We start from the raw sequence: 23,572 nt of genomic DNA, 5'->3' as shown, positions 1-23,572 counted from the left end.
ATCGCTTTCTTTTCTGCAACGGGGGCACCCGCCCTGCACACTTTTATACTTGACATAGTCCAGCCCCATAGACCGGGCCTTCAACCGGCACGTTTCACATAAATATATTTTTTCCCCGCCCTCCACCAGGATAACCTCCAGACCCTCCAGGGAAGTGAATTTCTCGCTCATCTTCTTCAGGGTCTCTTCTTTTAAGTCATACAGGTATTCTTCTCCACCCTTGGCATAGTGGTTCAGGTGGTACAAAAAGAACGAGGTCCTGAGCAGCAAAGCCACTCTTTCCGGGTAGTCGTCCAGTGAAAGCAGAAAACGTTCCTTGAAACTCTGGTAGGCGCGGGTTTTTTTCTGGTCTTCCAGGCGTTTGAAGGCAGCCTTTTTGGCGCCCAGGCGAAGGTCCTCCTCAGCATGCCACTTTCTCTTAAACTCAGGGATCCTGGGCAGCAGCTTTTCCACCGCTGCGCGGTCAAAAGACTGGTCCGCCCCAAACTTATAGCGCCTCGTATGTTTGACTTCGAGAAGCCCCTCGCGGACCAAACGGCGCACCGCAGCTGGCGTTATGTTTAGGAGATCAGCCGCCTGCGCTGTAGTTAAATAATTTTCTGAGCCAGGCTCCATTATAGTCATACCCCTTTTTTCTTTGACAACCCCTGCTACGTTTATTTTATCACTCGCAAGAGCGTAATTATAAGTAATTATGCCGGGCATAAAAGCCCTGCAACGTTAATATATAGAAACATAAGCAATAAATACCTGGCTTTGACAGGGGAGGTTGGTCGTTCATGGGTCAGGTGAACCGGTTTATCCGGGGGGTGGAGGATTTATATGAGCTGCTGGACCAGACTGCAAAGCCTTGCGTCGCAGTCCTCGGGTCATTCAATTCCGGCAAATCCACCCTTGTTAACGGCCTGCTGGGAGCGGAGGTCAGCCCGGTGGGAGTTGTCCCGACCACCAATTGTCTGGTAGCCCTTGACTACGGTCATACCTTTAGGGCCAGTTATACCGGAGTCAAGCAAAACTTGCCTTTTCAAAATATGGACCAGCTTCGCTCTTTCCTGGGGAGCGGGTTAAAAACTCCCGCAGGCAGGGTTACCATAGAGCATATCTCTCCGCTTTTAAAAAAATGCCGCCTGCTTGATACTCCCGGCATTGACGGAGCACGTGGCGCCGGGCTTCTCGCTGAACAGGCGGCGATAGAGGCCGACCAGGTTATCTACCTTTTTCACCAGCGCGGTATGGAGGATTTTAACCGCCTGTTCTTGTACAAGCTGGCTGATATTTGGAAAAAGAAGGACATAAACAAGCTCTCCTTCTGGTTGAACTGCAACCACGGCTTATGCGACGGTTCGTCTTTAGAGACAACCCGGACCATACTGCGGGAGATTTTTCTGAGCTCGGTCAGATGTTACACCATCAACACGCATGACCACGCCAGTATTGAGGCCGTCAACCTGTTTTTACAGGTGGAACTGGCCCGGGATACCTGCCGGCGGGCATACGGACGCCTGAAGAAGCTGGATCATGAACTGCCGGGGCGTATTTCAAAAGTCGTCAAGATTAAGGAAGAGACAGCTTTTCTCTCAGAATTCTGGAGAGTTAAGGAAACCTCACGGGTTATCCTTGAAACCGGAAAACTGCTGCAGTCTCTCCCCGCAGTCGCAGGTGAGCTTGAGCATACCTTGAAAACTGCCAATCTCGAGAACCTGGGCGCCGGGCACAAAAAACCCGAAGGACACATCTACCGCCCCAAAACAACCAGTATGAAGGAAAACAAAAAAAGGCTGCTGGCCTTGACTGCTGATTTACTGGCTCAAAAAACTACTGAAGGGTTAATAGACCTGCCTGCGGTTGAAATAATAGCCCGTGAAATCCAGTCGAAGCGTTTTTCGGCGGCGGCCTGGGGCGGTTTTTCCACCGGGAAAACAACCTTTTTTAACGCCCTGCTGAAGGAAGACATCCTTCCCGCTGCGGACGGGCCTACAACCACAGCAGTTACCAGGATAACTTACGGCCCTGAAAAAAAAGCCACCGTCCACTTTCCTCTGCAAATCACCCTGAATAGTTGCGAACAGGTGGGTGAGAAGGTCGGGATCTACAGGGAACAGCTACAGGCGCTGGAGAGATGGCTTGCTCCCGGCAACGACGCTGTAGCTTCAGTCGAGTGCGCAGACGGAGGCTTCTTCCGGCTCCTTGACAGGCAGGAGGTCCTTAAGCGGATACAGCGGGTGAAAGAACATTTTGCGGCCGGGGCTTTCGCCAGGACGGCAGCCAACAGCAGCAGGATACCGGGCGTATTCAGGTTGATTTCCCAGAAGGCAAATAAGCGAAACCCCTTCCTGGACCAGGTCAGGGTCACCTTTAAGGAGGCCTGGTCTTCTGAGTTCAATCTTTCCGAACGATCCGGCCGGGAGCAGTTCAGGAAGGTCTTGGGCCCGGAGAACGCCTTTCGTATTGAGCAGGTGGTGGTTGAGCACCCCTCGGAGTTTTTGAGGCTTGCGGATTTCCTTGACACGCCGGGTCTCGACTGGATTCAAAAATACCATTACCCAAAGGCCTCCGGCCTGATCCGTCAAAGTGACGCGTACCTCGTTTTTTTTAACGGCAAGCATATACTTCCATCCAGAAGAAATTAGTGGAACCGGCCGAGGACCGGGTGGAACTCGTTAACTGTGAAATTAGGGACTTAAGCGCACGGGTAACTGATCTGGAAGAAAAGGTTGCCCTGCTGGCTGCAAAACATGGCCGCCGCACCAGATTACTCGCTTGTGTTTCCCTGGTGGCGGCAGCGCTAATGTTTTTAGCCCAACAAATGTGGATGTGGCATCGCTAAGTTTTCATTCTCTGCCAGCGCCGCGCTAGCGGCATGTGGAACTAAAATAAAACCAGCAAAAAAAGGTGCGGCCCCACAGAAAGTGGGGCCTATTTCATGCAGGACTCGATATCAGTGCCCGTATGGATTGATCTGACCCATTTGGCCGGCCTTTCCTGTCTGCCCCCCAGGACTCATCTGCACCCCGTAACCGGTCTGTCCTCCCTGCCCCACCATAGTTGGCTGGTAGGTCTGCTGCATCTGGTTCATCACACTCTCCGGCATCGCAGGCACCGGGTACCAACCTTTTTGATTCATGTACTGGAAGATTTCATAGGACATCTCCATACAGGAGCGGGCCGCTGTAGCGAGCATGTTGCGCAGGTTCGGGTTGGCGCACTCCAGGGCGGCGCTGGTGCTGCGTATAGCTCCGCATTTGTGAAATACCAGGGCGCCCATGGAGATGGCACGGTCACTCAGGGTTTTGGCTTCCGGCTTGGGCATTACCGGCGCAGCCTGCTGCATACCATAATCAGGCTGGTTTTCCCCTGCCATTCTGGTTGTTGAACCCATGGTAATGCGGGGAGCCCCGGATACATCAATACCCTGTCCCTGCATTACGTTTACCATGGTATTATACGTATCAACCATGTGGCGTTGCTGGCGTTCCAAGACCCTCCGTAATTCAGGATCCTGGCACTGGTTCAGGTACATGGCGTAATGGTCAATCATACAGGTATTCTCGCTTAATACCTCATGGACCTCCATAGCTTCATGTGTTCCGAATTTCATGTCGAACCTCCCTTAAAAATAATTTAGATCATGATTATTATTCTGCATTGACCTAAGAAATTTATACCTAAAATAATAAAAATAACCCCTGTCTCGAAGGGTTATATTGGTGTGAATTTTATTGGCGCCTATAGTACGTCTACCCCTGCAAGTGGTCGTAAGCCGTTAGGCGTAGGACGTAGGAACATACTGCATTTCCTCTGGTGCCTTTGTGCGAGTGAATTACTGCTTTCAGCATTCAATCTTAGAGTCATCTATAATTCTGTAAGGTTGAAATCAGCCGCTTTCTTGCACCCGTTTCATCAAGACAAGGACAAAAACCGTTGCCCCTGAAATAACAAGCACTTTGATGACATAATTCACAGTTTCAGCTTTAAACCTGTCTTCTTCCTTCTTTAATTCCACAGCCGGGTTCATCTTCAGGTCGATGTAAGTGCCCTTGGTTTCAAACTGAACGGCCTGCTTTTCAAGTTTAACCACCCTGTCCTCATGTTTGGTCAAAGTTGACATGAAGCTTATGGTCTGCATGGCAAGAAAGGCCAATGCAAACAGGATTAACAGAAAGCGAGGACTGTTCATTAGAATTCCCCCTTGTATGATATTTTTACATGGGCTTGCCACTCCGGCGACAGGCGCCATCTCTGGCAGATTGCTGGTATAAGTGTATTGCTTGAAGACTTTTAGTATTACTTGTACTGTTTAATCTTATTCAGCAACATGATACCAATTCCCTTTTCTTAGAAAAAACTTATTGATGTATTTATGAAAAACTTATTGTTTTTTTTGTCTACCAAGCTCACCACTGAGATCATCGATGAACTGCCTGGCGGTACGGCCGGAACGCCCGTTGTGCCAGGTCTCCCAGAGCAGAGCTTTTTTCTCGAGTTCAGAGCCGGGTATATCAATACCCCTTTGTTCAGCCAATCCCCGTACAATATCGAGGTAGAGTGAGCGGTCGGGCATGACAAAAAGAACCGTGATGCCAAACCTGTCTGCGAGGGAAAGTTTCTCCTGCACAGTATCCCCTGTTCGGAGATCTCCATCCCCGTCACCGGCTGGTCCACGGTCGGAAAAATGTTCCCTGACCAGGTGTCTTCTGTTGGAGGTAGCGTAAATCAGTACGTTGGCCGGGCGTACCTCCAGCCCGCCTTCCAAAACCGCTTTAAGCTCCTTGTATTCGACCTCTGAATCCTCAAAAGAAAGGTCGTCAACGAAAAGGATGAAGCGCTGGGGCTTCCCTCTAAGTTTTCTTATGATTAACGGGTAATCGCCCAGGGCGCTTTTGGGAACCTCAATGAGACGAAGGCCCCTTGCCTGGTAACGGTTCAGCAAAGCCTTTACCGTGGAAGATTTACCGGTACCACGATCGCCGTAAAGTAAAATATTATTCGCCGGAAGTCCTGCAAGAAATTTTTCGGTGTTATCCACCACTTCCTGACGCTGAGACCGGTACCCAATCAGTTTCTCCAGCCGCACCGGATCGGGCTCATCAATACCTTCCAGGTGTTCATAGCGGCTTACCCAACGAAATGCCCCATACCTGCCGAAAATACCTGACCCTGCGCAACTGTAATAGTCCGCCAGAGCTTCGAGACAAGCGCTCCAGTTACCCCTTCCGCTAAGCAGTTCTTTCAATTCCCTTGCTTTTGGCCTGCCGTCCCTGCCTGTTTCGCTGCCAAAAGGGATATGGAGGGCATCCCACACCGGCAATTGGCCGGCTAAGGATTCTTCCTCCATCTTTAATAGTGACGCTAGAGCAGCTCCGGCTTCAACCCTGTGTAAAACCTGCAGCTTGTTGAGATCCCACGCCGCTGCCTGTTTGAGGGAACGGCCCAGTTGCCCGTAAGGAACTGAAGCCGCTGCTTCACTAAAAGGGTTGTCCTGGTACAAGATCAGGTTAAGCAAGTGGTCCTGCCAGGCATCTCCGACAGGCTTCTCCCCCGCTAAGACGGCTTTTGCAGACAGCAGGCGAAATATCTCACCGTAAGTGTCCAGGATTTGTTCCATCGGGGCCTGGCCGGTCACCTTTTCAAGGAAAACTACCATGGCCCGGCAGACCGGGTCTTCCATAATACCCCGGTATAGAGTCAGGCCTTTTGCCGCATGCAGGGCATGCGAAAATTGAGTGAGTATTTGTCTATTCAACATATCTTTATTTTTCCCTCCGGGGAAGAATATTCTGCAACCATTTCTCACTTTCCTTCGCGTTGCCGAAACTAAAATATTATCCAACCCATACTATGTAATAAAATTACTTCATGGAGTGTCTAAAGATGTCTTACAGTAATATGTCGGAAATTATCCGGGCGCTCAAAAACAACATGGCGTCCCAGGTAGCTTGGCTGAAAAGCTGCCAGATTTTGAGCCCCGGCAGCAGCGCCGACGGAGCTATCGGCAGGTACCCGGACCAGGGTTGGGTGATGCCCTATTTTGCCAATTTTGCAGCTATGGCCCTGCTGGAGGACGTTAACGCCCACCTACTGGTAGAACGCTACCTCAACTGGTACCTGGCCAACCTGGAAGATGACGGTACGATCAAGGACTACCACTATGACGAAGATTTAAATGCCAAAAAGGCCAGCCCGGATTCCGAGGACGCTTACGCCGGCTCCTATCTCTCCCTGGTGGCGACTTACCACGAACGTACCCGTAAGACCAATTGGGTGAGAAAAAACCTACCGGCCCTGAAAAAAGTGGCCAACTGCATCGTCAACCTGACTGACCGGGACGGCCTGACCTTTGCTCTGGCCAAGTACCGGGTCAAATACCTGATGGACAACTGCGAGGTGTACAGGGGGTTGGCTGATTTCGCCGGGCTTTTGGACTACCTCGGCGACCGGGAAGCTTCATTTTTTGATGCCAGGGCCAAAGCTGTCGCCACGGGTATCGAAAAGTCTTTGTGGGATGCACGGAAGACCTGCTACTATCCGAGTAAAACCAGCTGGTGGCTGCGGCCGGGAGTCAATTTAAAAAAATTCTACCCCGACGCCACCTGCCAGCTCTTTCCGGCGCTGTACGGCTTAATTGAACCGGGTTCGGATCGGGGAACCAATTTGTACGAATTGTTCAACAGCAACCACCCGGACTGGTTAACAATCAAGCCCCCTGATTATCCCTGGGTGATCCTGGGCTACTGCGCCTCCCTGCACGGCGACTATAAAAGGGCTTACGAAAAACTTCGCTATGTCCGTGAGGAGTATATCGCCACCAAATCCGGCAACTGGTTCTGCGCTGAAGCCGCCTTTTTTGTGCTGACCTGCGCCAGGCTGCTGCAAAGAAGCGGCGAGTGGCTGTTTGCTGGGAACTAGGCTTTAACTGATAAACCATTTATACTTTTGGTAAAATTTCTTATGGGAAATATGTTACTATAATGAAAATGCTGGTTTCATTTTTTTATAACCCAAGCACTGTTTTTTAAGGGCAGTTGCCTATGACGCTTGTCGCAGCACCATCAGAAGATGAAATGCGATTTAATCACACAAAACTGTTAAGCAGTTTAAGGGAAATCTACTAAGCCCTTTGTATACTGCATTCCTCTGGGGCCATGTTCGAATGAACCAACCTTGGTTTTAATCACATAATACCAATGAAAATGTACAATGGAGAGTTACAATGGGGAGACATATTTCACGCCATTTGCCTCACCTGTCTCAAGAATATTGCTCGAAAAGGCTTGACTTGCGGGCTTGGGGCTAAAAATAGGCGTAAGGCGTAAAAATATTAGCAGGGGATCATTCCCCTACCTTTTTTAATAACCTTACACCCTACGNCTGACCCAGATACAAGTCAGTATAAGCCTACGCCCTACGACTGACCGGTAAGAGATGCAGTATAAGCCTGCGCCTGGGTGCGTTGCTTGCAGTAAAGCTTAAATAGCGCGTAGCTACCGGATGGTTGTCTGTAGATGCGGTGGATATGATGTACTTATCATACAAATGGAGAATTGCGAAGAGAGCGGAGGATAACCCCAAGCACACTACCCCAAAGGCTTTTCGAGAACCAGTGAACAATGACTTTTACCCTTGCGATACACTCAAATTTATATTGGGCTGCAAAACTATTTTCATAATGAATTCGCACCCACATTTGTTGGGTATCGCTTCGTATGCTGAACACTTATTTTCAGGGGATAACACAAAAATAGAAGGAGCAACCATGGAAAACACTGTTTATCTCGAAACTGCCGTCACACTGGCACAACAGGCCGGGGATATCATCAGGGAACGTTACGGGGGTAATTTTGGGAGGGGTTGCAAGTCCGGACCGTCCGACCTGGTCACAGAGGTCGACCGTCAGGTTGAAGACCTGATTACAACAGGCCTGCGGGCAAAATTTCCGTCACATACCGTCATCGGCGAAGAAAATGACAAGGGAGACCGGGAGCAGGGTGAAGGCTGCACCTGGTATGTGGACCCGCTGGACGGGACCACTAATTTTGTTTACAGTGTTCCTTTTTTCTGTGTGTCAATAGGCCTGAGCTGCCTGGGAAGGCTGACAGTTGGGGTGGTCTACGACCCGTTGCGCAGCGAGCTCTTCACCGCCGAATCAGGCAGGGGGACTTTTCTAAACGGCAGACCGGTACGGGTGGATGAGACACGAAAAAATTTAAGTGACGCCCTGCTGGTCACCGGCTACCCATCGGATAAAAACTATGGTGAGCGGCTGGCGGGGATCAACTACCAGAGAGTCATCGCCAGTTGCAGCAACCTGCGCGCTCTGGGGTCAGCCGCCCTTGAACTGGCCTATATTTCCTGCGGCCGCCTGACCGGTTTCTGGGAAAATACTTTAATGCCCTGGGATGTAGCCGCCGGTTCTCTGCTGGTAGAGGAAGCCGGGGGAAGGGTAACGGACCTGTCCGGTAATCCCCTGGCGCTCCGCAGGTATCTTTCCATCGCAGCTTCCAACGGCTTGATCCACAATGAGCTTCTACAGTCGCTATCATAACCGGGTACCCGCTAACCCTAGCAGATTGACATAAAAATCCGATAAATTAAGTTTGTTGAAAAGCGCATACTAAAGGTGCGAGTGAAGAGAGCGGAGGATAACCCCAAGCCCACTACCCCAAAGGCTTTTCGAGAACCAGTTAACAATGACCTTTGACATTTAATTCGGCCCCAATTTTTTTGGGGGGGAAGCGCTCCGCGTTCATTTTAAGATTACAGTGAAAATGGTGGTGGAAAATATTTCAACCAGGTTCCAGCCTGAAATGCCTGAGGCTATCATAGGTAATTCAAGCATGCTGGCCTCCGTACGTAAAAACGGGGAGATCTTCAAGCTTTTCTGGCCCCACATCGAATATGCCCAGCATCTGGGCCGCTTTTGGCCCGGCCTGAGGATGGCCGCAACGGAAGGGGAGAGTTTTACCAGGTGGTTTCATTTAAACGTATGGGATTCTACGCAACGCTACCTGGAAAACACTAACGTTCTGGAAACAACCCTGTCCAGCGTATCCCATTATATCAAAGTTATCCAGCGGGATTTCGTCCTGCCCGACCGCGATATCCTGGTCAGGTTTTATGAAATCAGAAATGATGGGGAAAAATCTGAGAAGGTGTCATTTCTCCTCTACTGCAATTTTGAAATAGAGGAGTCGCCTCTTTATGACAGCGCTTACTTTGAACCTTCTAATAACTCCTTGATATTTTACCGGAGAAATATATACATGGCATTAGCCGGCGCCGGTTATCCCCTGGCCGGATACCACCTGGGCAGGCGAGGCACAGGCTCGGATCCTTACCAGGACGCCTCCAGGGGACTGCTATGGGGGAATAGCGATAATATCCGGGAAAGTTCGGGAAGTCTGGCCTGGGATTTGGGGGACTTGCAGCAAGGACAGTCCAAAACCTTTTCCCTTTACCTGGCGGCAGGACACGGCAAAGACTCAGTCATGGAGCACCTGACAGCAGCAACTGCGAAACCAGGCAACGAGTGGCTGGATAATACCGTAAGCTACTGGCAGGGTTGGTTGGGCCCGAGGATGCAGCCCTGCGGGATCTATGCCGGTTACCCTACCTATAAAAGGTCGCTGCTGGCGATCAAGCTGCTGACCTCGAAAGAGACCGGCGCTTCCATCGCTGCCCCGGAATTCGACCCCTACTACCTGGCCAGCGGCGGCTACGGCTACTGCTGGCCGAGGGATTCGGTTTATATTGCGGCGGCCATGGACGAGGCGGGATATCACGATCTGGCGGGACAGTTTTATCACTTCGCCTCTTCTGTGCAGGAAAAAGACGGCAGCTGGCAGCAGCGTTATTTCACAGACGGCAGTGCGGCTCCTACCTGGGGCAAACAAATCGACCAGGTGGGGTCCGTTTTGTGGGGTTACCGGCACCACTACGGGCTGACCCGCGACGGCTGCTTTCTCGAAGAGGTATGGCCCTCATTGACTGCCGGGGCGGCTTATCTGTCCGGGAACCTGGAGGAAAACGGCCTGCCGGCGCCCAGCTATGATCTCTGGGAGGACCTGCACGCCCAGGCCACATATTCGGCTGCGTCAGTTTATGCCGGGTTGAGAGCCGCTTCGGAGTTGGCCGGAATTAAAAACCGGCTGGTAGAAATGGAGCGCTGGGGGCAAGCCGCAGCCAAGGTCAAGGAGGGCATCCTCAAGCGCCTGTGGTCCCCCCATTACAATCGCTTCATACGGGGGATAAACCGCAGGACAGACCGGGGGTCCTTCGAGGACGCCCGGCGCAAAGGCGGCCGCGCCTTCAGCGGCAGGGACGCCACCGGCCTGTACGAGACTTTTTGGGTCGGGGAGGACGGTCGCGCCGATGCGGCTCTTCTGGGTTTGGCTTTTCCCTTTGCGTTACTGGACCCGCTTGATGAGAGGATGCAAGCGACAGCCCGCTCGCTGGAAGAGCTGCTTTGGAACCATCACGTGGGCGGTCTGCACCGCTATGAATGGGACGGTTACCGGGACAGCAATCCCTGGCTGCTCACCACCCTCTGGTTGGCCATCTACCACTGTATGACCGGGAACATCAAACACGCCGGAGCCCTCTACGAATGGGCCTATAAACATGCCAACCAGCACCAGCTGCTCCCGGAGCAGGTGGATAAAAACCATGGCGGACCAGCCTGGGTAATGCCTTTGAGCTGGGCGCACGCCATGTTTATACTGGCTCATTTGGCGCTGCAGGGGACACTAAGTATAATCCAAAAAGGGGATGTACAGGCTTGAACAGCATGAAGAACCATCGGCCGGATCAGCGGGTAAATCCTGTTCATATTGAGGTAAAAACAGAAATAGACCGGAAACTGTCACTTGATCCAAGCTACATCGTACGTTACCAGCTTTTTGAAGACGGCAGTTTTATTGGTGATGGAGTAGTCCAGTACCAGAGAGAAGCCGCTCATAACGATTTCGCCATACCCGCCTGGATTAAAAAGACAGACGGCAGTCCGCTCCCGGAGGAAGTACTGAAAAACATCAAAAGGGAAATTGCTCAGGCGGCGGTACAATACATCAACCAAAGGCGCCAGCCTGAAAAACAATACTGATAAATTTGGAGCAACAATATGCGCCGTAAACTCAAAGCATATTTTCAATCGCGCAAAGCCAGGGAAGATCTGCTTGATCTGCTGTTAATCATTACCGGAACCCTGCTGACAGCGCTGAGCCTCAACTTCTTTTTAATCCCCAACAACTTTCTGGCGGGGGGCGTGACGGGGCTGGCGCTGGTGTTCTTTTACCTGTTGAAAATACCGGTTTACCTCACCATCATCATATTAAATATTCCCATTTTTTGGTGGGGCTTTAAAGAAATTAACCGGCACTTCCTGCTATACAGCCTTACCGGCACTCTGGCACTGGCCTTCTTCCAGCCGGCAACCCAAGCTCTGGCGCGGCCCCCGCAGATTGACCTGATTTTAGCTGCGGTTTTTGGCGGGTCGCTGAGCGGCGCCGGGTTGGGATTGGTGCTCCGGGGCCACGGCAGCACCGGAGGAACCGACATCATTGCTGTCATTCTGCGTAAAAGAAAAAACATGGGGATCGGCGAAGTTGGTTTTTTGGCCAACTTGCTGGTAATTGCAGTGTCATTAGTTTTTTTCCCTCTCAACATCGGGCTTTACACTATTATTTCCATGTTTGTAGCGTCAAAGGTGACTGATGCCGTTATCTCCGGACTCAACACCAGCAAGTCGGCAATAATTGTGTCCAACCATTCCATGCAAATCGGCAGCAGAATAATTAACGAGATGCACCGCGGAGTCACCTATTTTTCCGGTAAAGGAGCCTTTACCCAGGAGGAAAAGACCATTGTCAACTGTGTGGTCAACAGGTTTGAGTTGGCCAAGTTGAAAAAAATTGTGGCGGAATCCGACCCCAACGCCTTTGTTTATATATCCGACGCCAGTGAAGTCATGGGGCGGGGTTTCACGATCAAAAAATAATCCGGCTAATCCTCCAGTTTCAATACTAGATGATCTTCGGGCTTAGTGGTTAATAGTCCGTTTTTTGCTTGTTTTAATTTTTGCTTGTTTTAAAACGGACAAAAAATGTAGTGCCTGCTTGACCTGTTTCAAAATCTATCTTGGCGTTGTGCCTGTCAGCAACCTTATAACATACTGCCAGCCCTAATCCTGTGCCATTTTCTTTGGTCGTATAAAAAGGAGTGCCAATCTTTTCGATGATGCCGGGTTCAATACCTTTCCCCTGATCTTGCACGGATAAAACTACCTCTTCGCCTTCCACAAATGTCCTTAAATTCATCTTCCCACCGGGGGACATGGACTCCAGCCCATTCCGGGCAAGGTTCAAAATAAGCTGGCGAATCTCTTTCTCATCCAGCAATAGTTCCGGCAGTTCCTGTGTTTCCAAATTGATATATTTGTCAGTCACTAAGGCGTCCGCCTCGATTAAGGGAAGCATGGATTCAAGGATGGTGTTTAGATTTGACGGTTTCAATTGTACAGCCTTGTTTTTTGCTAAAGATAGAAACTCGGTTATTATGGTATTAGCCCTGTCAAGCTCTGAGATCATCAGGTTGAAGTACTCCCCGTGTTTGACAAACTCCTTTTTCCCTTTCAGCAACTGCAAAAAACCACGGACAGCAGTCATCGGGTTCCTGATTTCGTGGCCTATCCCGGCCGCCATTTCACCTATAAGGTCCAGCCGGTCGAGTCGCGCCATTTCTTTTTCAAGCTGCTTGCGTTCAGTGATATCGGTAACCATTGCCAGTGCCCCGGAGTATTGTCCGTTTAGTTCAAAAAAGGGATTGATTGATATAATTGCCCATAATTCCTTTCCGTCTGTGCGGCGGAACTTGAATTCATATTGCTTTGAAATTCCTTGTTGGTGTAACTTTATATTACTCTCGACTTTTGCAGCCCATTCATTATCGATGAAATCATACAGAGACTTTCCAACCATTTCCTCGACAGCGCAGCCCAGCATCTCTGCCATCTTTTTGTTGATAAAAGTCGTCCTGCAGTTCCTATCTATAACCCAAATTCCTTCAGCGGCTGTTTCTACGATCCGGCGATATCGCGCCTCGCTCTCCCGCAGCGCTTCTTCGGCCTCTTTGCGTTTTGTAATGTCTTCCATAGTGCCTTCAAAGTATAGCATATCGCCCTGATCATCACGCACAACCCGGACATTTTCTGAGACCCAAATCACGGCGCCATCCTGGCGGCGTATTTGGCGCTCTATGCCTTGCCTTTCTGATTCGCTTCCCAAAAAACTTTCGTAATTCAGACCTGACTTAAGCGAAAGCATCTCTTCAGGTTGATTATATCCCCGGATACGCGCCATCGATGGATTAACGAATAGATAACGCCCATCAGGGGCAATCTGAAAGATCCCCTCGGTGGTGTTTTCAAAAATGGAGCGGTACTTCTGCTCAGCCTTTTGCAATTCTCCATAAAGCCTGGCGTTTTCCAGGGCGCTGGCAGCAGTGCCGGCCAAAATTTTCAATGCCTTGACCTTGCCAAAGAGATACGATTTTCTTTTTTTTGAATTAACGTTCAACACCCCAACGCACTTTCCACCAACAAGCAAGGGTGTTGAAATAGACGACTTAATCTCCGGGCGGGGTTTGATCGGAGCAAAACGGGGATCGCGGATAGCTCCCTGCATGATCAGGGTCTCGTGATTGGATGCTACCCATCCGGCAATCCCTTTATGGATGGGGATACGCTGCCCCAATTTTATTTCCATCTGATCACCCCGGGCAACAGCCACATAAAGTTCTTCCCCTGTGCTTGTGGGCAGCATGATCGATATCTCATCCGCTTCACATTGATCAAGTACAGCGTCAGCAATCTTATTAAGAATTACATTAATGTCCAGGGAAGAGGAAACAGCCATGGCAAGATCATAAATCGCCATTGAATCGCATAACTGCAGGTTTTCATTCCTCAGCCGCCTCATTTCCATGGCACGAAGCAGCACGGCCAACAGTGTGTTTAATTTAAAGGGTTTTAGTACAAAATCAAAAGCCCCTACCTTCATCGCCTCCACTGCTGTTTGGACTGTTCCCTGACCAGTCATCATAATCCCAACCATATTGGGATCAATTTTAAGCGCTTCCCTATATAGCTCAATTCCATTCATACCGGGCATCATCAGATCGGTTAAGATGAGATCGAAATCCTGTTCTTGTAAAGCTTTTAAGGCATCCGCGCCGGATGTAAATCCAAATGCCTCGTATTCTCTTTCATTAAGAGTTTCACAAAGGACAGTCATCAGTTCTACTTCATCATCAACAACCAAAACCCGGCCTAATTTTGTCATGCCCATTACAATTCACCTCCAAGCGACTATAAAATAGAAACCTTAATAGAGTAAGCATATTTGCTATTTTATCGGGGACACCCCTTGCGAAGAAGTGTGTCCGCTTTCCTTAATCATGGGCAGCTTTATAAATACGGTGGCGCCTTTACCGACCTCACTGGCAATGGTAATTAAACCTTGGTGTTCCCGTACAATGTGCCGGCAAATAGATAAGCCCAACCCAGTGCCTTTACCCACTGGCTTGGTAGTAAAAAAGGGGTCCATCACTTTTGCCAGGTCATCGGGCTGAATTCCCATACCGGTATCGGCAATCTCAATGGCAACACAATCAGTATCCGTATGTCCCTCGTATACCCGGATCGTCAGCGTTCCACCCTGCGGCATGGCATCGCTGGCATTGGTGAAAAGGTTCAGGAAAAGTTGCAGCAACTCCTGGCTGTCGGCATGAATCAGCGGCAACTCGGCCTGATAATCCCGCCTGACGGTGATCCTGTTTTTGCGCAGCTGATAATAAATAAGCTCGATGGCATGCTCTATCTCCCGGCAGACATCAACCGTGGTAACCTTTCGCTGGCCGCGGCGGCTGAAATTGAGCAGTTTTTTAACAAGAGCGCCCATACGTTCGACTTCCTGAGAGATAATTTGCAAAGCTTTCTGCTTTGGGTCCTCAGGGGGGAGCTTGTTAGCCAGGGACTCTACCCGCAGGCTTACGGTCGCCAGCGGGTTATTCAGTTCGTGAGCGATGCTCGCCGCCAGTTCGCCCATCGTTACCATTCTAGCCACTTGCCAGAGTTGTTGGGTTATAGACTGGACTTCCTCGTTCTTCTCCTCGAGCTCCATGGTCAAAGCAAGCAGGCCGATGTTTGTTGCATCCAGTTCCTCCTGAAGCAGGCGGTTTCGCTGCAGCGTTTCTTCCAACTGATTCTTTAAAGAACATGTCTCTACTTTTATCTCAGTCATATGGTATCACCCGATTTGTGAAGCTTTTTCTAACCACGATGACAGTGGCGTCATCATTATCTTTAGCCAGAGCCTGCAGCAGGCGCCGGGCGGCAGGGGAAGCGGGCAAATCAGCCAGCTCCGGAAAGTCATTCCAACACCACTTCGTCCGGACGCCATCAGTATGTAATACTAGAATATAGTCTGAACTCCATGTGCTACCAGTTATAAACGGATCGGGAGCATTAAGCCCAACCACCCCGCGCTGCACGATGAAATTCATCGGGGCCGGGCTGCCAAACACCCTCGCCTCAATATTCCCAACGCTGGCGAAGGTTAAGGAAATAGTCTCCGCTTTCCAATCAAACCTGGCGAGGGCCATCACCACTCCCCGGGTGGCGCGGCAGGCTCGTCCCGCCCCGCGAAAAAGCGCCTCCAGCGGCTGATCGTAGTGGTTTTCTATATATTCCCTGGCGGCCTGGGCCGCAATTTTGGCATACTGTCCGTGCCCTAATCCGTCAATCAAGGCAACCAGGGCAAATTTATTCGATCGTCTAACGACAAAGGTGTCTCCATTTAATTCCATATTGCGGTAAGCACGGGTTGCGACCCCGAAAGCGAGGGGGCAATGCTCCGTTTTCCGGGCAGGTTCACGCCTCCACCGCAGGCATGTGATTTGGGTACCGGTTTTACCGTCAGGGGCAGGCTGGATTTCGAATTCGTCCATCAGCCGGTTGACCGAGCCCAAACCATAGCCCAGACTGCCTGTAGTTGAGAAGCCATCGGTAATTGCCCGCTCAACGTCGGCAATCCCGGGTCCGTTATCTTGCGATTCTATTTTAATCCCGAAGCGACCGCCTTCCTCAAGCGGAGTCAGCGTCAGCCAGCCGCTTGTTGCGTGCTTAACCAGATTGGATGCCAGCTCGCTCACGACAATGGCAAACTCCTCGCTTTCCCGCATACCGAAGCCCAGCTCGCTTGCCATGGCCTTTACCAGCCGTCGCGCCTCGTTCGCATCGCTCAAGTGGGAGACCGAAACTCTACAACAAGATGGAAGCGGCATCATTAGTATCTCCTTCGCCACTTCTTGATGATAACGGTGGTGCCTTTACCTACCTGGGATGTGATCTCCAGTTCATCCATCAGCCTACGGGAACCCGGGAGGCCCAGTCCGAGGCCGCCGCTGGTGGAATAGCCCTCATGCATCACCTGTTCCAGGTCGGCGATACCAGGGCCGTGATCTATGAAGGTCAACTCCATTCCCACCGCTACGCTTGAATTGAGGGCACGCCACTTCATAACACCCGAGCCGGCGTATAAAAAAACGTTGCGTGCAAGTTCAGACGCCGCAGTAACGATACGCGTAACGTCCGTGATACCGAAGTTCAACTTAGCTGCTGCATCACGAACTGTCTTACGTACAACGATAATGTCGATCTCCTTATCAATAGTTATTTCTCCATGAGCATCACCGCTCATGTTTATCGCCCCCGTTGAAATATGTCGCTAATCATATCTAAAGCAAGGTCGGCATTCAAAGCCGTCAAGGCGCCACCCAGCGTCAAACCCAGCTGGGTGGCTGTAATAGCAACGCTCGGCTGCATTCCGGCGATAACCGTCTTTCCACCCATCAGGACTACCATTTGGGCAGTTTCAGCTACCACCCGTGCAAAAAAAGAGTCCATTGTCTGCACAGCGGAAATGTCCAATACCAGGCCTTTGACTCGATACCGCTCCATGGCGTTTAAAACCTTTTCCTGGAGAATGGTGACAGAAGTATCATCAGGATCGGGCGGCATCGTTACCAACAACACGTCGTGTATCCTTATCACAGAGATGCTTTCACTGGTCATCATCTTACACCCCCAATGGATATTAGTCTGCACAAGCTTGGTTAACCACCCGCAGCTTCAATAGGGTCAAGGCATGGAGCAGCCCTGCGGAGAAGGAGGAGCGGGTGTTCACATTGGACAGATCGACGCCTAATTGAGCGAGTGTCCGGGCAATCGCCGGGCGGATTCCTGTCAATACCACCTCCGCCCCCAACAGGCGCACCGCGCTGATGGTTTCGAGGAGGTGCCGGGCTGTTTTCGAATCGATGGCGGGAACACCGGTAACGTCAAGCAAAGCGACAGATGACCCCGTTTCCACGATCTTCTCCAGCAACTGCTCCATCAGTTGCTGCGCCCGTATACTGTCCAGGGTGCCGATCAGGGGTACGGACACAATGCCTTCCCATATCTGTATGACCGGCGTAGAAACTTCGATAATCTCCTGTGTCTGTCGTGAGATAATCTCCTCGGCCTGCTTGCGCTCTTCAATTTCCACCCGCAGTGCCTGGTTGAGTTTCTCCAGCTCTGCTGTCCGCTCTCTTACTCTTGCATCCAGTTCTTCATATGATTTTCGCAAGGCTTCCTCAGCCTGTTTGCGCTCGGTGATATCGCGGAATGCCAGGACCACGCCGGTAATGTTCCCCTTGTCATCTTTGATGGGTGCGGCGCTGTCATCTATCGCTATTTCTGTTCCATCTCTGGCTATCAATATGGTATGGTTTGCCAGATCTACGGTAAGGCCTTCAACTAGTATCTTTGTTACCGGGTTCTCGGCGGGTTTACGCGAGTACATGTTTATTATATTAAATATTTCCGTCAATTTTTTATTCTGGCTTTCTTCCAACTTCCAGCCTGTTAGTTTCTCGGCCATCGGATTCATAAATGTTACCAGACCGTTATTATCAGTGGCAATTACAGCGTCTCCAATACTCCTGAGCGTTGTGGCAAACCATTTTTCGCGCTCTCTTAACTTCTTTTCCATTTTATGCTTATACAAAGCCATATCGATAGTTACGTACAGCTCTCTCTCCCTAAAAGGCTTGACTAAATAGCCGTACGGCTCTGTTATCTTGGCGCGCTGCAGTGTATCTTCATCCGCAAAGGCGGTGATATATATTACCGGAATATCAAAACGGGCCTGGATCTGCTCGGCGGCCGTCACACCGTCGATTTCTCCATGCAGCATGATGTCCATCAACACCAGATCAGGAGCTGTTTCCTCTGTTTTTTTGACAGCCTCTTCACCGGTAGCTGCAATATCAGGTGCGGTGTATCCCTGACCAATCAGCCTATTTTGTAAGTCAAGGGCTTCAATACCTTCGTCCTCAACAATAAGTATCCTGGCATTATGCATTGTGCGGGCTCCTTTCTCATTTTAAAGCTTTAAACTTAATTACAAATTCGGTTCTGTTGCTTTTATTGATATGCATGGCGCCCTTCAGCTGTTTTACCAGCGCGCTTACTAATTTTAGTCCCAGTGATTCACAGTTCTGTATCTCGAAATCTTCCGGCAAACCGACACCATTGTCACTGACGCTTAATATGAACTTACTGCCGGCGCCATGGCGCAGGTCAACACATATTTCACCTGTCTCTCCAGCCGGTCCGGAAAGTTTGGGAAAGGCATGTTTCAACGAATTGGAGACGAGTTCATTGATGATCAAAGCGCAGGGAACGACCGTATCAACGCCGAGCGTAACGTTTTCAACAAGTATCTTCGGTTTTATGGCCCTCTGGGTCACTCCGTAAGAGAGGAACAAGTTGGTTGTGAGGCTTCGGATGTATTCGGAAAGGTCGATCTTTGCCAACGAATCGGACTGGTATAGTTTTTCATGGATAAGGGCCATTGAGTAAACCCGGTTCTGGCTCTCTTTGAACGATGCGATGGCCTGCTCGTCTTTGATCTTAGCCAGTTGAAGATTTAGCATGCTATAAATGATCTGAAGGTTGTTTTTAACACGGTGGTGTACTTCCTTTAAAAGCGCCTCTTTTTCTCTTAGCGATTTTTTGACCTCTTCCTCCGCCTTTTTCATATCCCCCACCAACCGGGAATTCTCAAGTGAAATGGCCGCCTGTGACGTCAACAGTTCCGTCATTTGCGTCTTGCCGGAGGTAAATACCGCATTGGAAAGACGGTTTTCCAGATAGAGGATCCCGATCATCTTTGATTGCTTGATTACCGGAAGACAGAGGACTGAGCGCAGCTGCAGCTGCTGGACCTCCGGGTTGTCTTTGAACATGCCTTCCTGAAAAGCGCTGTCAAGGATCACCCTCTCTCCGGTTCGATACACATAACGGACAATCGCTTTGCAGATGCCGCCGGCTTCTTCAAGTTCTATATGAAATGTCTTTACCACCTCTTTGTCGGCGACATGGCTTTCCGCACGGATAAACAAGGCGCCATCTTCCTCAATCAGCAGATAACCATGCTGCGCCCCCGAACTTTCGATGACCACGTTCATAATCTTTTTCAGCAGGGCATCCTGCTCAATCTCGGCAGAAATAGCGATGGATGATTTCATCAGATAATTGACGTCAAGGTTAGGAAGGGTATGGGAGGAGGAAGATTCCACTTCTAAATGTGCGTAGCAGGTCTTTTCTTCCTCAAAATACTCAGGATATTTTTCGATGAGACTGATTTCTTTTTGCTCTGCACGGCATTTCTTATACAAACGTGCCGCCTCGACAAAAAATACCCTTTTGGAACAATGACCCGCCTGCAGGAGAAGTTCACCGAGGCATTCATTGAGATGGCCTTCCAGAAACGTATACTTTTGTTCATGTGCAATGTCTATCGCATCGAGGTAAAGGCTCCTGGCCTTTTCGAACCCGCCGGTAACCCTTTCCAGTTCGGCGTAAAGAAAGGCAAGGTATGGCTTCAACAAAGGCCCTAAACCGGCCCATGTTTCGGTCTTCTTGATAAGCGGCTGAATTTCTGCCATTAATTCATGTTCAGTTGCAAAACCTATACCCTTTTCATACAGCTTAAGCGAGTTCAACACCCGGAAGACATGCCACTGTCTCTTCAGCACGTTATCGGTAAGACCCGACAGATACTTCCTGACTCCGGCAAGGTATACCTCGGCCTCTTCATGCTCTCCCAGGTAATACTGCGACAGGGCCATGTGGACGTAATAACTGCCTGCTGCAGCGATATGGTTGTCCCGCTCCCATTGCCTCAGTTTTTCTTCCATGGGTATAAGGGAATAGCCTTTCCGCATGGGTTCACTCCAGCCGGCCAGCACCGCTTCGGCCAGGCCTATGGAAAAAGACAGATGATATCTGTTAGAGAACTGCAGGCATTCCTTGGCGTAGGCTTCGATAGCAGACAGATCCGCCCCCTGGACCTGCAGGTTCCACATCAGGGGGCCGTAGGAAAGTCCGGCGTTATACAGGTCACCGCAGTTTTTCCCGCACTGGATCGACTTCAGGCAATAATCAACGATCTCTTTGGGGTGACTCCTTGAATGCATGTTGCACCAGACGATCCCGTTCATCCCGCGGGTAGCGCCGAACGTGTTCGGGTATTTTGCAGACAGGTCCCGCGCCAGGTCTTCGTATTTGAATGCCTGTGCAAAGTCTTCCTCTTCTCCAAACTGAAGTCCCATGATACTGAAAGAATAAATCACGGATTCATCCATGCCGCCAGACAGGCAATGCTGCGTTGATTGCGCAGCCGAGAGATAAAGCTGCGGCACCAGACCGGACATATACAGGTCAGGAATAAGCTCGCTGTAAAACGCAAGCTCAATTTTGCTTTTTCTGTCTGTGGCGAAAGGCATGTTCAGAATGGCTTCCCAGACGTCGATCTCCTTTGCGGAAATCTCAGACATTATCTCATACCGTCGCCTGTCCGCTTTATCCGGACTTAACGGGATGGCCTTGTCAAAATAGGCAAGGCCCCGGTTGGCCGTTTCAATAGCCTTGATAAAATTACCGACGGATGACAGCGAAGTCGTTTGTTCCGCCAAACATTCGGCCTTATCCAAATCGGTTTTGGCATGATCAAGCAATTGGTTGAGTAGAAATTCAAAATTATCATAATTACCGCACATAAGCTCTGTCTTTGCCGCTTTCTGGAATATCCTGAAGGTACGGTCGTAGTGATCATTCCCCCAGCAGTCAACCGGCAATAGTTGTCTGCTGAGTTTGAAATACTCATTTGCCGCTTCCACGGCAAGGGAAGCCAGTGCCTTGTTGCCGGCATGGTAGTTGAGATCTGATAAAAGATAAGCCGTCTTTGCATCCGGATTACTTTCCCTTCCTATATTGAGGTGGGAAACAATTGTGAACAAGTCCTCTTGTTTTTCGAGGTCTTGAACGCCCTCCGGCATAGTCCCGAGGAGGTGATTTCCGATTTGCCAGTGAATCCGGCGGCGTCTTTCCGTCAAAATAGCGGACAACGTCGCTTCCTGGACCTTGTCATGGACAAACTGCAATTTGTCCTTGTTTTCCATCAGCAGTCCTTGTCCAAGAGCAGGTTTCAACAACTCAAAGATCTCTACCAGAGTTGTGTCCCTGAGCGCTGCCATATCGGCAGGTGAAAAAGTATTTCCCATACAGGAGCAGAATTCGAGGAGGTTTACCAGGTCAGGCGGAAGCTTCTGGATCTTTGAGCCAAAAAGAGCGACTACGGTGTTCGGCATGCGGGACTGACGGATCTTTTCCATATCCCATCGCCATTGCCCCTCACCGTCAAGGTAAAGAAGGCTTTCATTGTGAAGATATGACAGGCTCTCACTGACGAACAGCGGGTTCCCTTCGCTTAGCATGCTTATAAAATCAGATAACGTCTCTGTTTGGACAAGCGGTGCGTCAAGAATGTATGAGACCATTTCATGGCAATGTTGCGGCTGCAAGGGCCCCAGCCGGATTTCCTTCAATGGCTGGCTGCTCTCTTTGGCGCTCCGGATGAGCTTGGTTAAGGGATGGCTTGATTCCACCTCGTTATGGCGGTACGCGCCCAAAAAGAAAAGATAGGGGTGGTCCTTATAATTAGCGAATATATTTGTCAGGAATTCAAAGGATGCAGCGTCACACCACTGCAGGTCATCTATGAACAGAGTCAGGGGATTCTGCTCGCTCGCCAGACACTTCAGAAACCGGTCGAAGAGATCATTGAACCTGTTCAGCGATTCAACCGGGGGAAGCTGTTGGACCTCCGGTTGCGGGCCAATCAGGATCTCCAGTTCCGGGATGACATCTGTCAGGATCTTTCCATTTTGTCCCACGGCTTTCAATATGCTTTTTTTCCAGAGCGCAACCCTTTCGTCGCTTTCCGTCAGAAAAGTCCGCATCAAATTTCTAAGCGCCTGGATTAAAGAGCTGTAAGGGATGTTCCTTTGGTACACGTCAAATTTTCCCGATGTGAAATAACCTCTGTGTTTTACAATCGGCTTTTGCAGTTCCTGGATCAGGCGTGTCTTCCCGATCCCGGACAGCCCGGAAATGAATAGTGAGCGGAATGCACCCCTGGTAACCTGTTCGTATTCTTCAAGAATAATCTCAGACTCATGCTCGCGGCCGACCAACTTGGAGATAAAGGTAACTCTGTGGGTATAAGCGCAGCTTTCCAGAGGGAACTCGCGTATCATACCGGTGGCGGCATATTCATCCCTGCATCTTACCAGGTCGGCAAGGAGTCCGTTTGCGCTCTGGTAGCGTTTCTCGGGCGCTTTAAGCATCAATTTGGCGATGATGTTACTTAAGGCGATTGGGACATCCGGATTTAATTCATGGACGAAAGGAGCTTCTTCAGCAAGATGTGAATGGATTAATTCAAGGGGATCATCAGAAGAGAAAGGCAGACTACCGGTCAGCATCTCATAGAATATGATCCCGAGAGAATAGAGATCCGAAGAAAAAACCACTCTATGGTTGATGCGGCCGGTTTGTTCGGGCGAGGTATAAGACAGGATGTCCTTTACAAAGGAACGGTCGTAAATAAAATGGCTTACATCTCTTACATCAACTGTGCCTATGAAGTCTATCAACCTGATATCGAGCGTGCTGAGGTTGACAAGTATATTGTGCGGCTTCATTCCTCCGTGGACAATACCTGCTTCGTGAATTTTATTCAGAGCTTCAGCCAGCTGGCAGGCTATGGTGAAAAAACTGTTTAAAGAAACCCTGGAATGCGCTGCAGTCAGGTTATCGAGAGGGACCCCGTCGAAAAAGTCCTGTGTTATAAAGCAGATTCCGTCATTTACGTTAATTGCTAGGGGCGTGATAACAAGGGGATCGTGTAAGATCCTGAGGTGTTCGATTCTGTGGCTGAATTGCGATATTTTATATTCGGATAAAAAGACCGTTTTCAAAACCTTGAGCGCCAGCAGCCGTTCCGCATTTTTTTTCTGATATGCTTTGTAAATAACAGCCTCTTTGCTTTCGACGATCTTTTCTATAATCTCATAATTCGGGATAATCATATTACTTCATATCACCTTTCATATCCCCGCGCTTAATTAC

18 protein-coding genes are annotated in these 23,572 nt (G+C 49.9%); 7 read left to right on the top strand and 11 right to left on the bottom strand.

Features of this window, described 5'->3' with window-relative positions; genetic code table 11:
• Positions 1–615, bottom strand: a 615-nt coding sequence (locus Psfp_RS08750; protein WP_192895339.1) for a helix-turn-helix domain-containing protein, incomplete at its 3' end; no start/stop codon positions are given.
• Positions 616–779: 164 nt separating this feature from the next.
• On the opposite strand from Psfp_RS08750, the gene Psfp_RS08745 reads away from it, so the two are divergent.
• Positions 780–2,630, top strand: a complete 1,851-nt coding sequence (locus Psfp_RS08745) for a dynamin family protein (protein ID WP_134218156.1) — start codon at positions 780–782, stop codon at positions 2,628–2,630.
• Positions 2,630–2,827: a hypothetical protein gene (locus Psfp_RS08740; protein ID WP_134218155.1), complete on the top strand. Its 198-nt coding sequence runs from the start codon at positions 2,630–2,632 to the stop codon at positions 2,825–2,827. The genes Psfp_RS08745 and Psfp_RS08740 overlap by 1 nt, the downstream gene beginning before the upstream one ends.
• A 111-nt stretch (positions 2,828–2,938) precedes the next feature.
• Here Psfp_RS08740 and Psfp_RS08735 read toward each other — a convergent pair whose 3' ends face one another.
• The 3 genes from Psfp_RS08735 to Psfp_RS08725 all read right to left on the bottom strand — a co-directional run bounded on the left by Psfp_RS08735 (position 2,939) and on the right by Psfp_RS08725 (position 5,746).
• Positions 2,939–3,598, bottom strand: coding sequence for a spore coat protein (locus tag Psfp_RS08735; protein ID WP_134218154.1), 660 nt, complete (start codon positions 3,596–3,598; stop codon positions 2,939–2,941).
• Between the two features lie 276 nt (positions 3,599–3,874).
• The gene (locus Psfp_RS08730; protein ID WP_134218153.1) at positions 3,875–4,177 is read right to left on the bottom strand and encodes a hypothetical protein; all 303 of its coding nucleotides are present in this window, start codon (positions 4,175–4,177) and stop codon (positions 3,875–3,877) included.
• Between the two features lie 192 nt (positions 4,178–4,369).
• Positions 4,370–5,746, bottom strand: coding sequence for an ATP-binding protein (locus Psfp_RS08725; protein ID WP_134218152.1), 1,377 nt, complete (start codon positions 5,744–5,746; stop codon positions 4,370–4,372).
• A 125-nt stretch (positions 5,747–5,871) separates the two neighbouring features.
• Here Psfp_RS08725 and Psfp_RS08720 point away from each other — a divergent pair, with 125 nt between their 5' ends.
• The 5 genes from Psfp_RS08720 (at position 5,872) to Psfp_RS08700 (ending at position 11,992) form a co-directional block, all read left to right on the top strand.
• Positions 5,872–6,906 (top strand): hypothetical protein, encoded by a 1,035-nt coding sequence (locus tag Psfp_RS08720; RefSeq protein WP_134218151.1) that lies wholly within the window; start codon positions 5,872–5,874, stop codon positions 6,904–6,906.
• A gap of 847 nt (positions 6,907–7,753) precedes the next feature.
• Complete coding sequence (locus tag Psfp_RS08715) at positions 7,754–8,542, top strand: inositol monophosphatase family protein (RefSeq protein ID WP_192895338.1); 789 nt, start codon at positions 7,754–7,756, stop codon at positions 8,540–8,542.
• Between the two features lie 223 nt (positions 8,543–8,765).
• A complete protein-coding gene (locus Psfp_RS08710; protein WP_134218149.1) occupies positions 8,766–10,778 on the top strand; it encodes a glycoside hydrolase family 15 protein in 2,013 nt (670 codons plus the stop codon).
• Entirely contained in the window at positions 10,775–11,098 is a 324-nt protein-coding gene (locus Psfp_RS08705; protein ID WP_134218148.1) for a hypothetical protein, read from the top strand. The genes Psfp_RS08710 and Psfp_RS08705 overlap by 4 nt, the downstream gene beginning before the upstream one ends.
• Positions 11,099–11,116: 18 nt before the next feature.
• Positions 11,117–11,992 carry a YitT family protein gene (locus Psfp_RS08700; protein ID WP_134218147.1) on the top strand — a complete coding sequence of 292 codons (876 nt, stop codon included), beginning with the start codon at positions 11,117–11,119 and terminating at the stop codon, positions 11,990–11,992.
• Between the two features lie 73 nt (positions 11,993–12,065).
• On the opposite strand, the gene Psfp_RS08695 is transcribed toward Psfp_RS08700, so the two are convergent.
• Genes Psfp_RS08695 through Psfp_RS08665 form a run of 7 tightly spaced genes read right to left on the bottom strand, consistent with a single transcriptional unit; the run spans position 12,066 to position 23,532 of the window.
• Positions 12,066–14,339, bottom strand: a complete 2,274-nt coding sequence (locus Psfp_RS08695) for a PAS domain S-box protein (RefSeq protein WP_134218146.1) — start codon at positions 14,337–14,339, stop codon at positions 12,066–12,068.
• 57 nt (positions 14,340–14,396) lie between these two features.
• Entirely contained in the window at positions 14,397–15,293 is an 897-nt protein-coding gene (locus Psfp_RS08690) for an ATP-binding protein (RefSeq protein WP_134218145.1), read from the bottom strand.
• Positions 15,286–16,338: an ATP-binding SpoIIE family protein phosphatase gene (locus tag Psfp_RS08685; RefSeq protein ID WP_134218144.1), complete on the bottom strand. Its 1,053-nt coding sequence runs from the start codon at positions 16,336–16,338 to the stop codon at positions 15,286–15,288. The genes Psfp_RS08690 and Psfp_RS08685 overlap by 8 nt, the downstream gene beginning before the upstream one ends.
• Positions 16,338–16,751, bottom strand: a complete 414-nt coding sequence (locus Psfp_RS08680; protein WP_134218143.1) for an anti-sigma regulatory factor — start codon at positions 16,749–16,751, stop codon at positions 16,338–16,340. The genes Psfp_RS08685 and Psfp_RS08680 overlap by 1 nt, the downstream gene beginning before the upstream one ends.
• 2 nt (positions 16,752–16,753) lie before the next feature.
• Positions 16,754–17,128: an STAS domain-containing protein gene (locus tag Psfp_RS08675; protein ID WP_205079514.1), complete on the bottom strand. Its 375-nt coding sequence runs from the start codon at positions 17,126–17,128 to the stop codon at positions 16,754–16,756.
• Positions 17,129–17,147: 19 nt separating this feature from the next.
• On the bottom strand, positions 17,148–18,458 hold the full coding sequence (locus tag Psfp_RS21590; protein WP_192895337.1) for a PAS domain S-box protein: 1,311 nt from the start codon (positions 18,456–18,458) through the stop codon (positions 17,148–17,150).
• 16 nt (positions 18,459–18,474) lie between these two features.
• The gene (locus Psfp_RS08665) at positions 18,475–23,532 is read right to left on the bottom strand and encodes an AAA family ATPase (RefSeq protein ID WP_134218142.1); all 5,058 of its coding nucleotides are present in this window, start codon (positions 23,530–23,532) and stop codon (positions 18,475–18,477) included.
• Positions 23,533–23,572: the final 40 nt, after the last annotated feature.

This window comes from Pelotomaculum sp. FP, assembly GCF_004369245.1.
GTDB lineage: Bacteria > Bacillota > Desulfotomaculia > Desulfotomaculales > Pelotomaculaceae > Pelotomaculum_C > Pelotomaculum_C schinkii.
Note: the sequence above shows the minus strand (reverse complement) of the source record. Positions and strands in the feature narration are given on the sequence as shown.

What these genes read in the sequence shown, in the direction of transcription:
- Psfp_RS08745 (WP_134218156.1), top strand. Translation starts at nt 780, where the DNA reads ATGGGTCAGGTGAACCGGTTTATCCGGGGGGTGGAGGATTTATATGAG.
- Psfp_RS08735 (WP_134218154.1), bottom strand. Translation starts at nt 3,598, where the DNA reads ATGAAATTCGGAACACATGAAGCTATGGAGGTCCATGAGGTATTAAGC.
- Psfp_RS08730 (WP_134218153.1), bottom strand. Translation starts at nt 4,177, where the DNA reads ATGAACAGTCCTCGCTTTCTGTTAATCCTGTTTGCATTGGCCTTTCTT.
- Psfp_RS08725 (WP_134218152.1), bottom strand. Translation starts at nt 5,746, where the DNA reads ATGTTGAATAGACAAATACTCACTCAATTTTCGCATGCCCTGCATGCG.
- Psfp_RS08720 (WP_134218151.1), top strand. Translation starts at nt 5,872, where the DNA reads ATGTCTTACAGTAATATGTCGGAAATTATCCGGGCGCTCAAAAACAAC.
- Psfp_RS08715 (WP_192895338.1), top strand. Translation starts at nt 7,754, where the DNA reads ATGGAAAACACTGTTTATCTCGAAACTGCCGTCACACTGGCACAACAG.
- Psfp_RS08710 (WP_134218149.1), top strand. Translation starts at nt 8,766, where the DNA reads ATGGTGGTGGAAAATATTTCAACCAGGTTCCAGCCTGAAATGCCTGAG.
- Psfp_RS08700 (WP_134218147.1), top strand. Translation starts at nt 11,117, where the DNA reads ATGCGCCGTAAACTCAAAGCATATTTTCAATCGCGCAAAGCCAGGGAA.
- Psfp_RS08695 (WP_134218146.1), bottom strand. Translation starts at nt 14,339, where the DNA reads ATGGGCATGACAAAATTAGGCCGGGTTTTGGTTGTTGATGATGAAGTA.
- Psfp_RS08690 (WP_134218145.1), bottom strand. Translation starts at nt 15,293, where the DNA reads ATGACTGAGATAAAAGTAGAGACATGTTCTTTAAAGAATCAGTTGGAA.
- Psfp_RS08685 (WP_134218144.1), bottom strand. Translation starts at nt 16,338, where the DNA reads ATGATGCCGCTTCCATCTTGTTGTAGAGTTTCGGTCTCCCACTTGAGC.
- Psfp_RS08680 (WP_134218143.1), bottom strand. Translation starts at nt 16,751, where the DNA reads ATGAGCGGTGATGCTCATGGAGAAATAACTATTGATAAGGAGATCGAC.
- Psfp_RS08675 (WP_205079514.1), bottom strand. Translation starts at nt 17,128, where the DNA reads ATGATGACCAGTGAAAGCATCTCTGTGATAAGGATACACGACGTGTTG.
- Psfp_RS21590 (WP_192895337.1), bottom strand. Translation starts at nt 18,458, where the DNA reads ATGCATAATGCCAGGATACTTATTGTTGAGGACGAAGGTATTGAAGCC.
- Psfp_RS08665 (WP_134218142.1), bottom strand. Translation starts at nt 23,532, where the DNA reads ATGATTATCCCGAATTATGAGATTATAGAAAAGATCGTCGAAAGCAAA.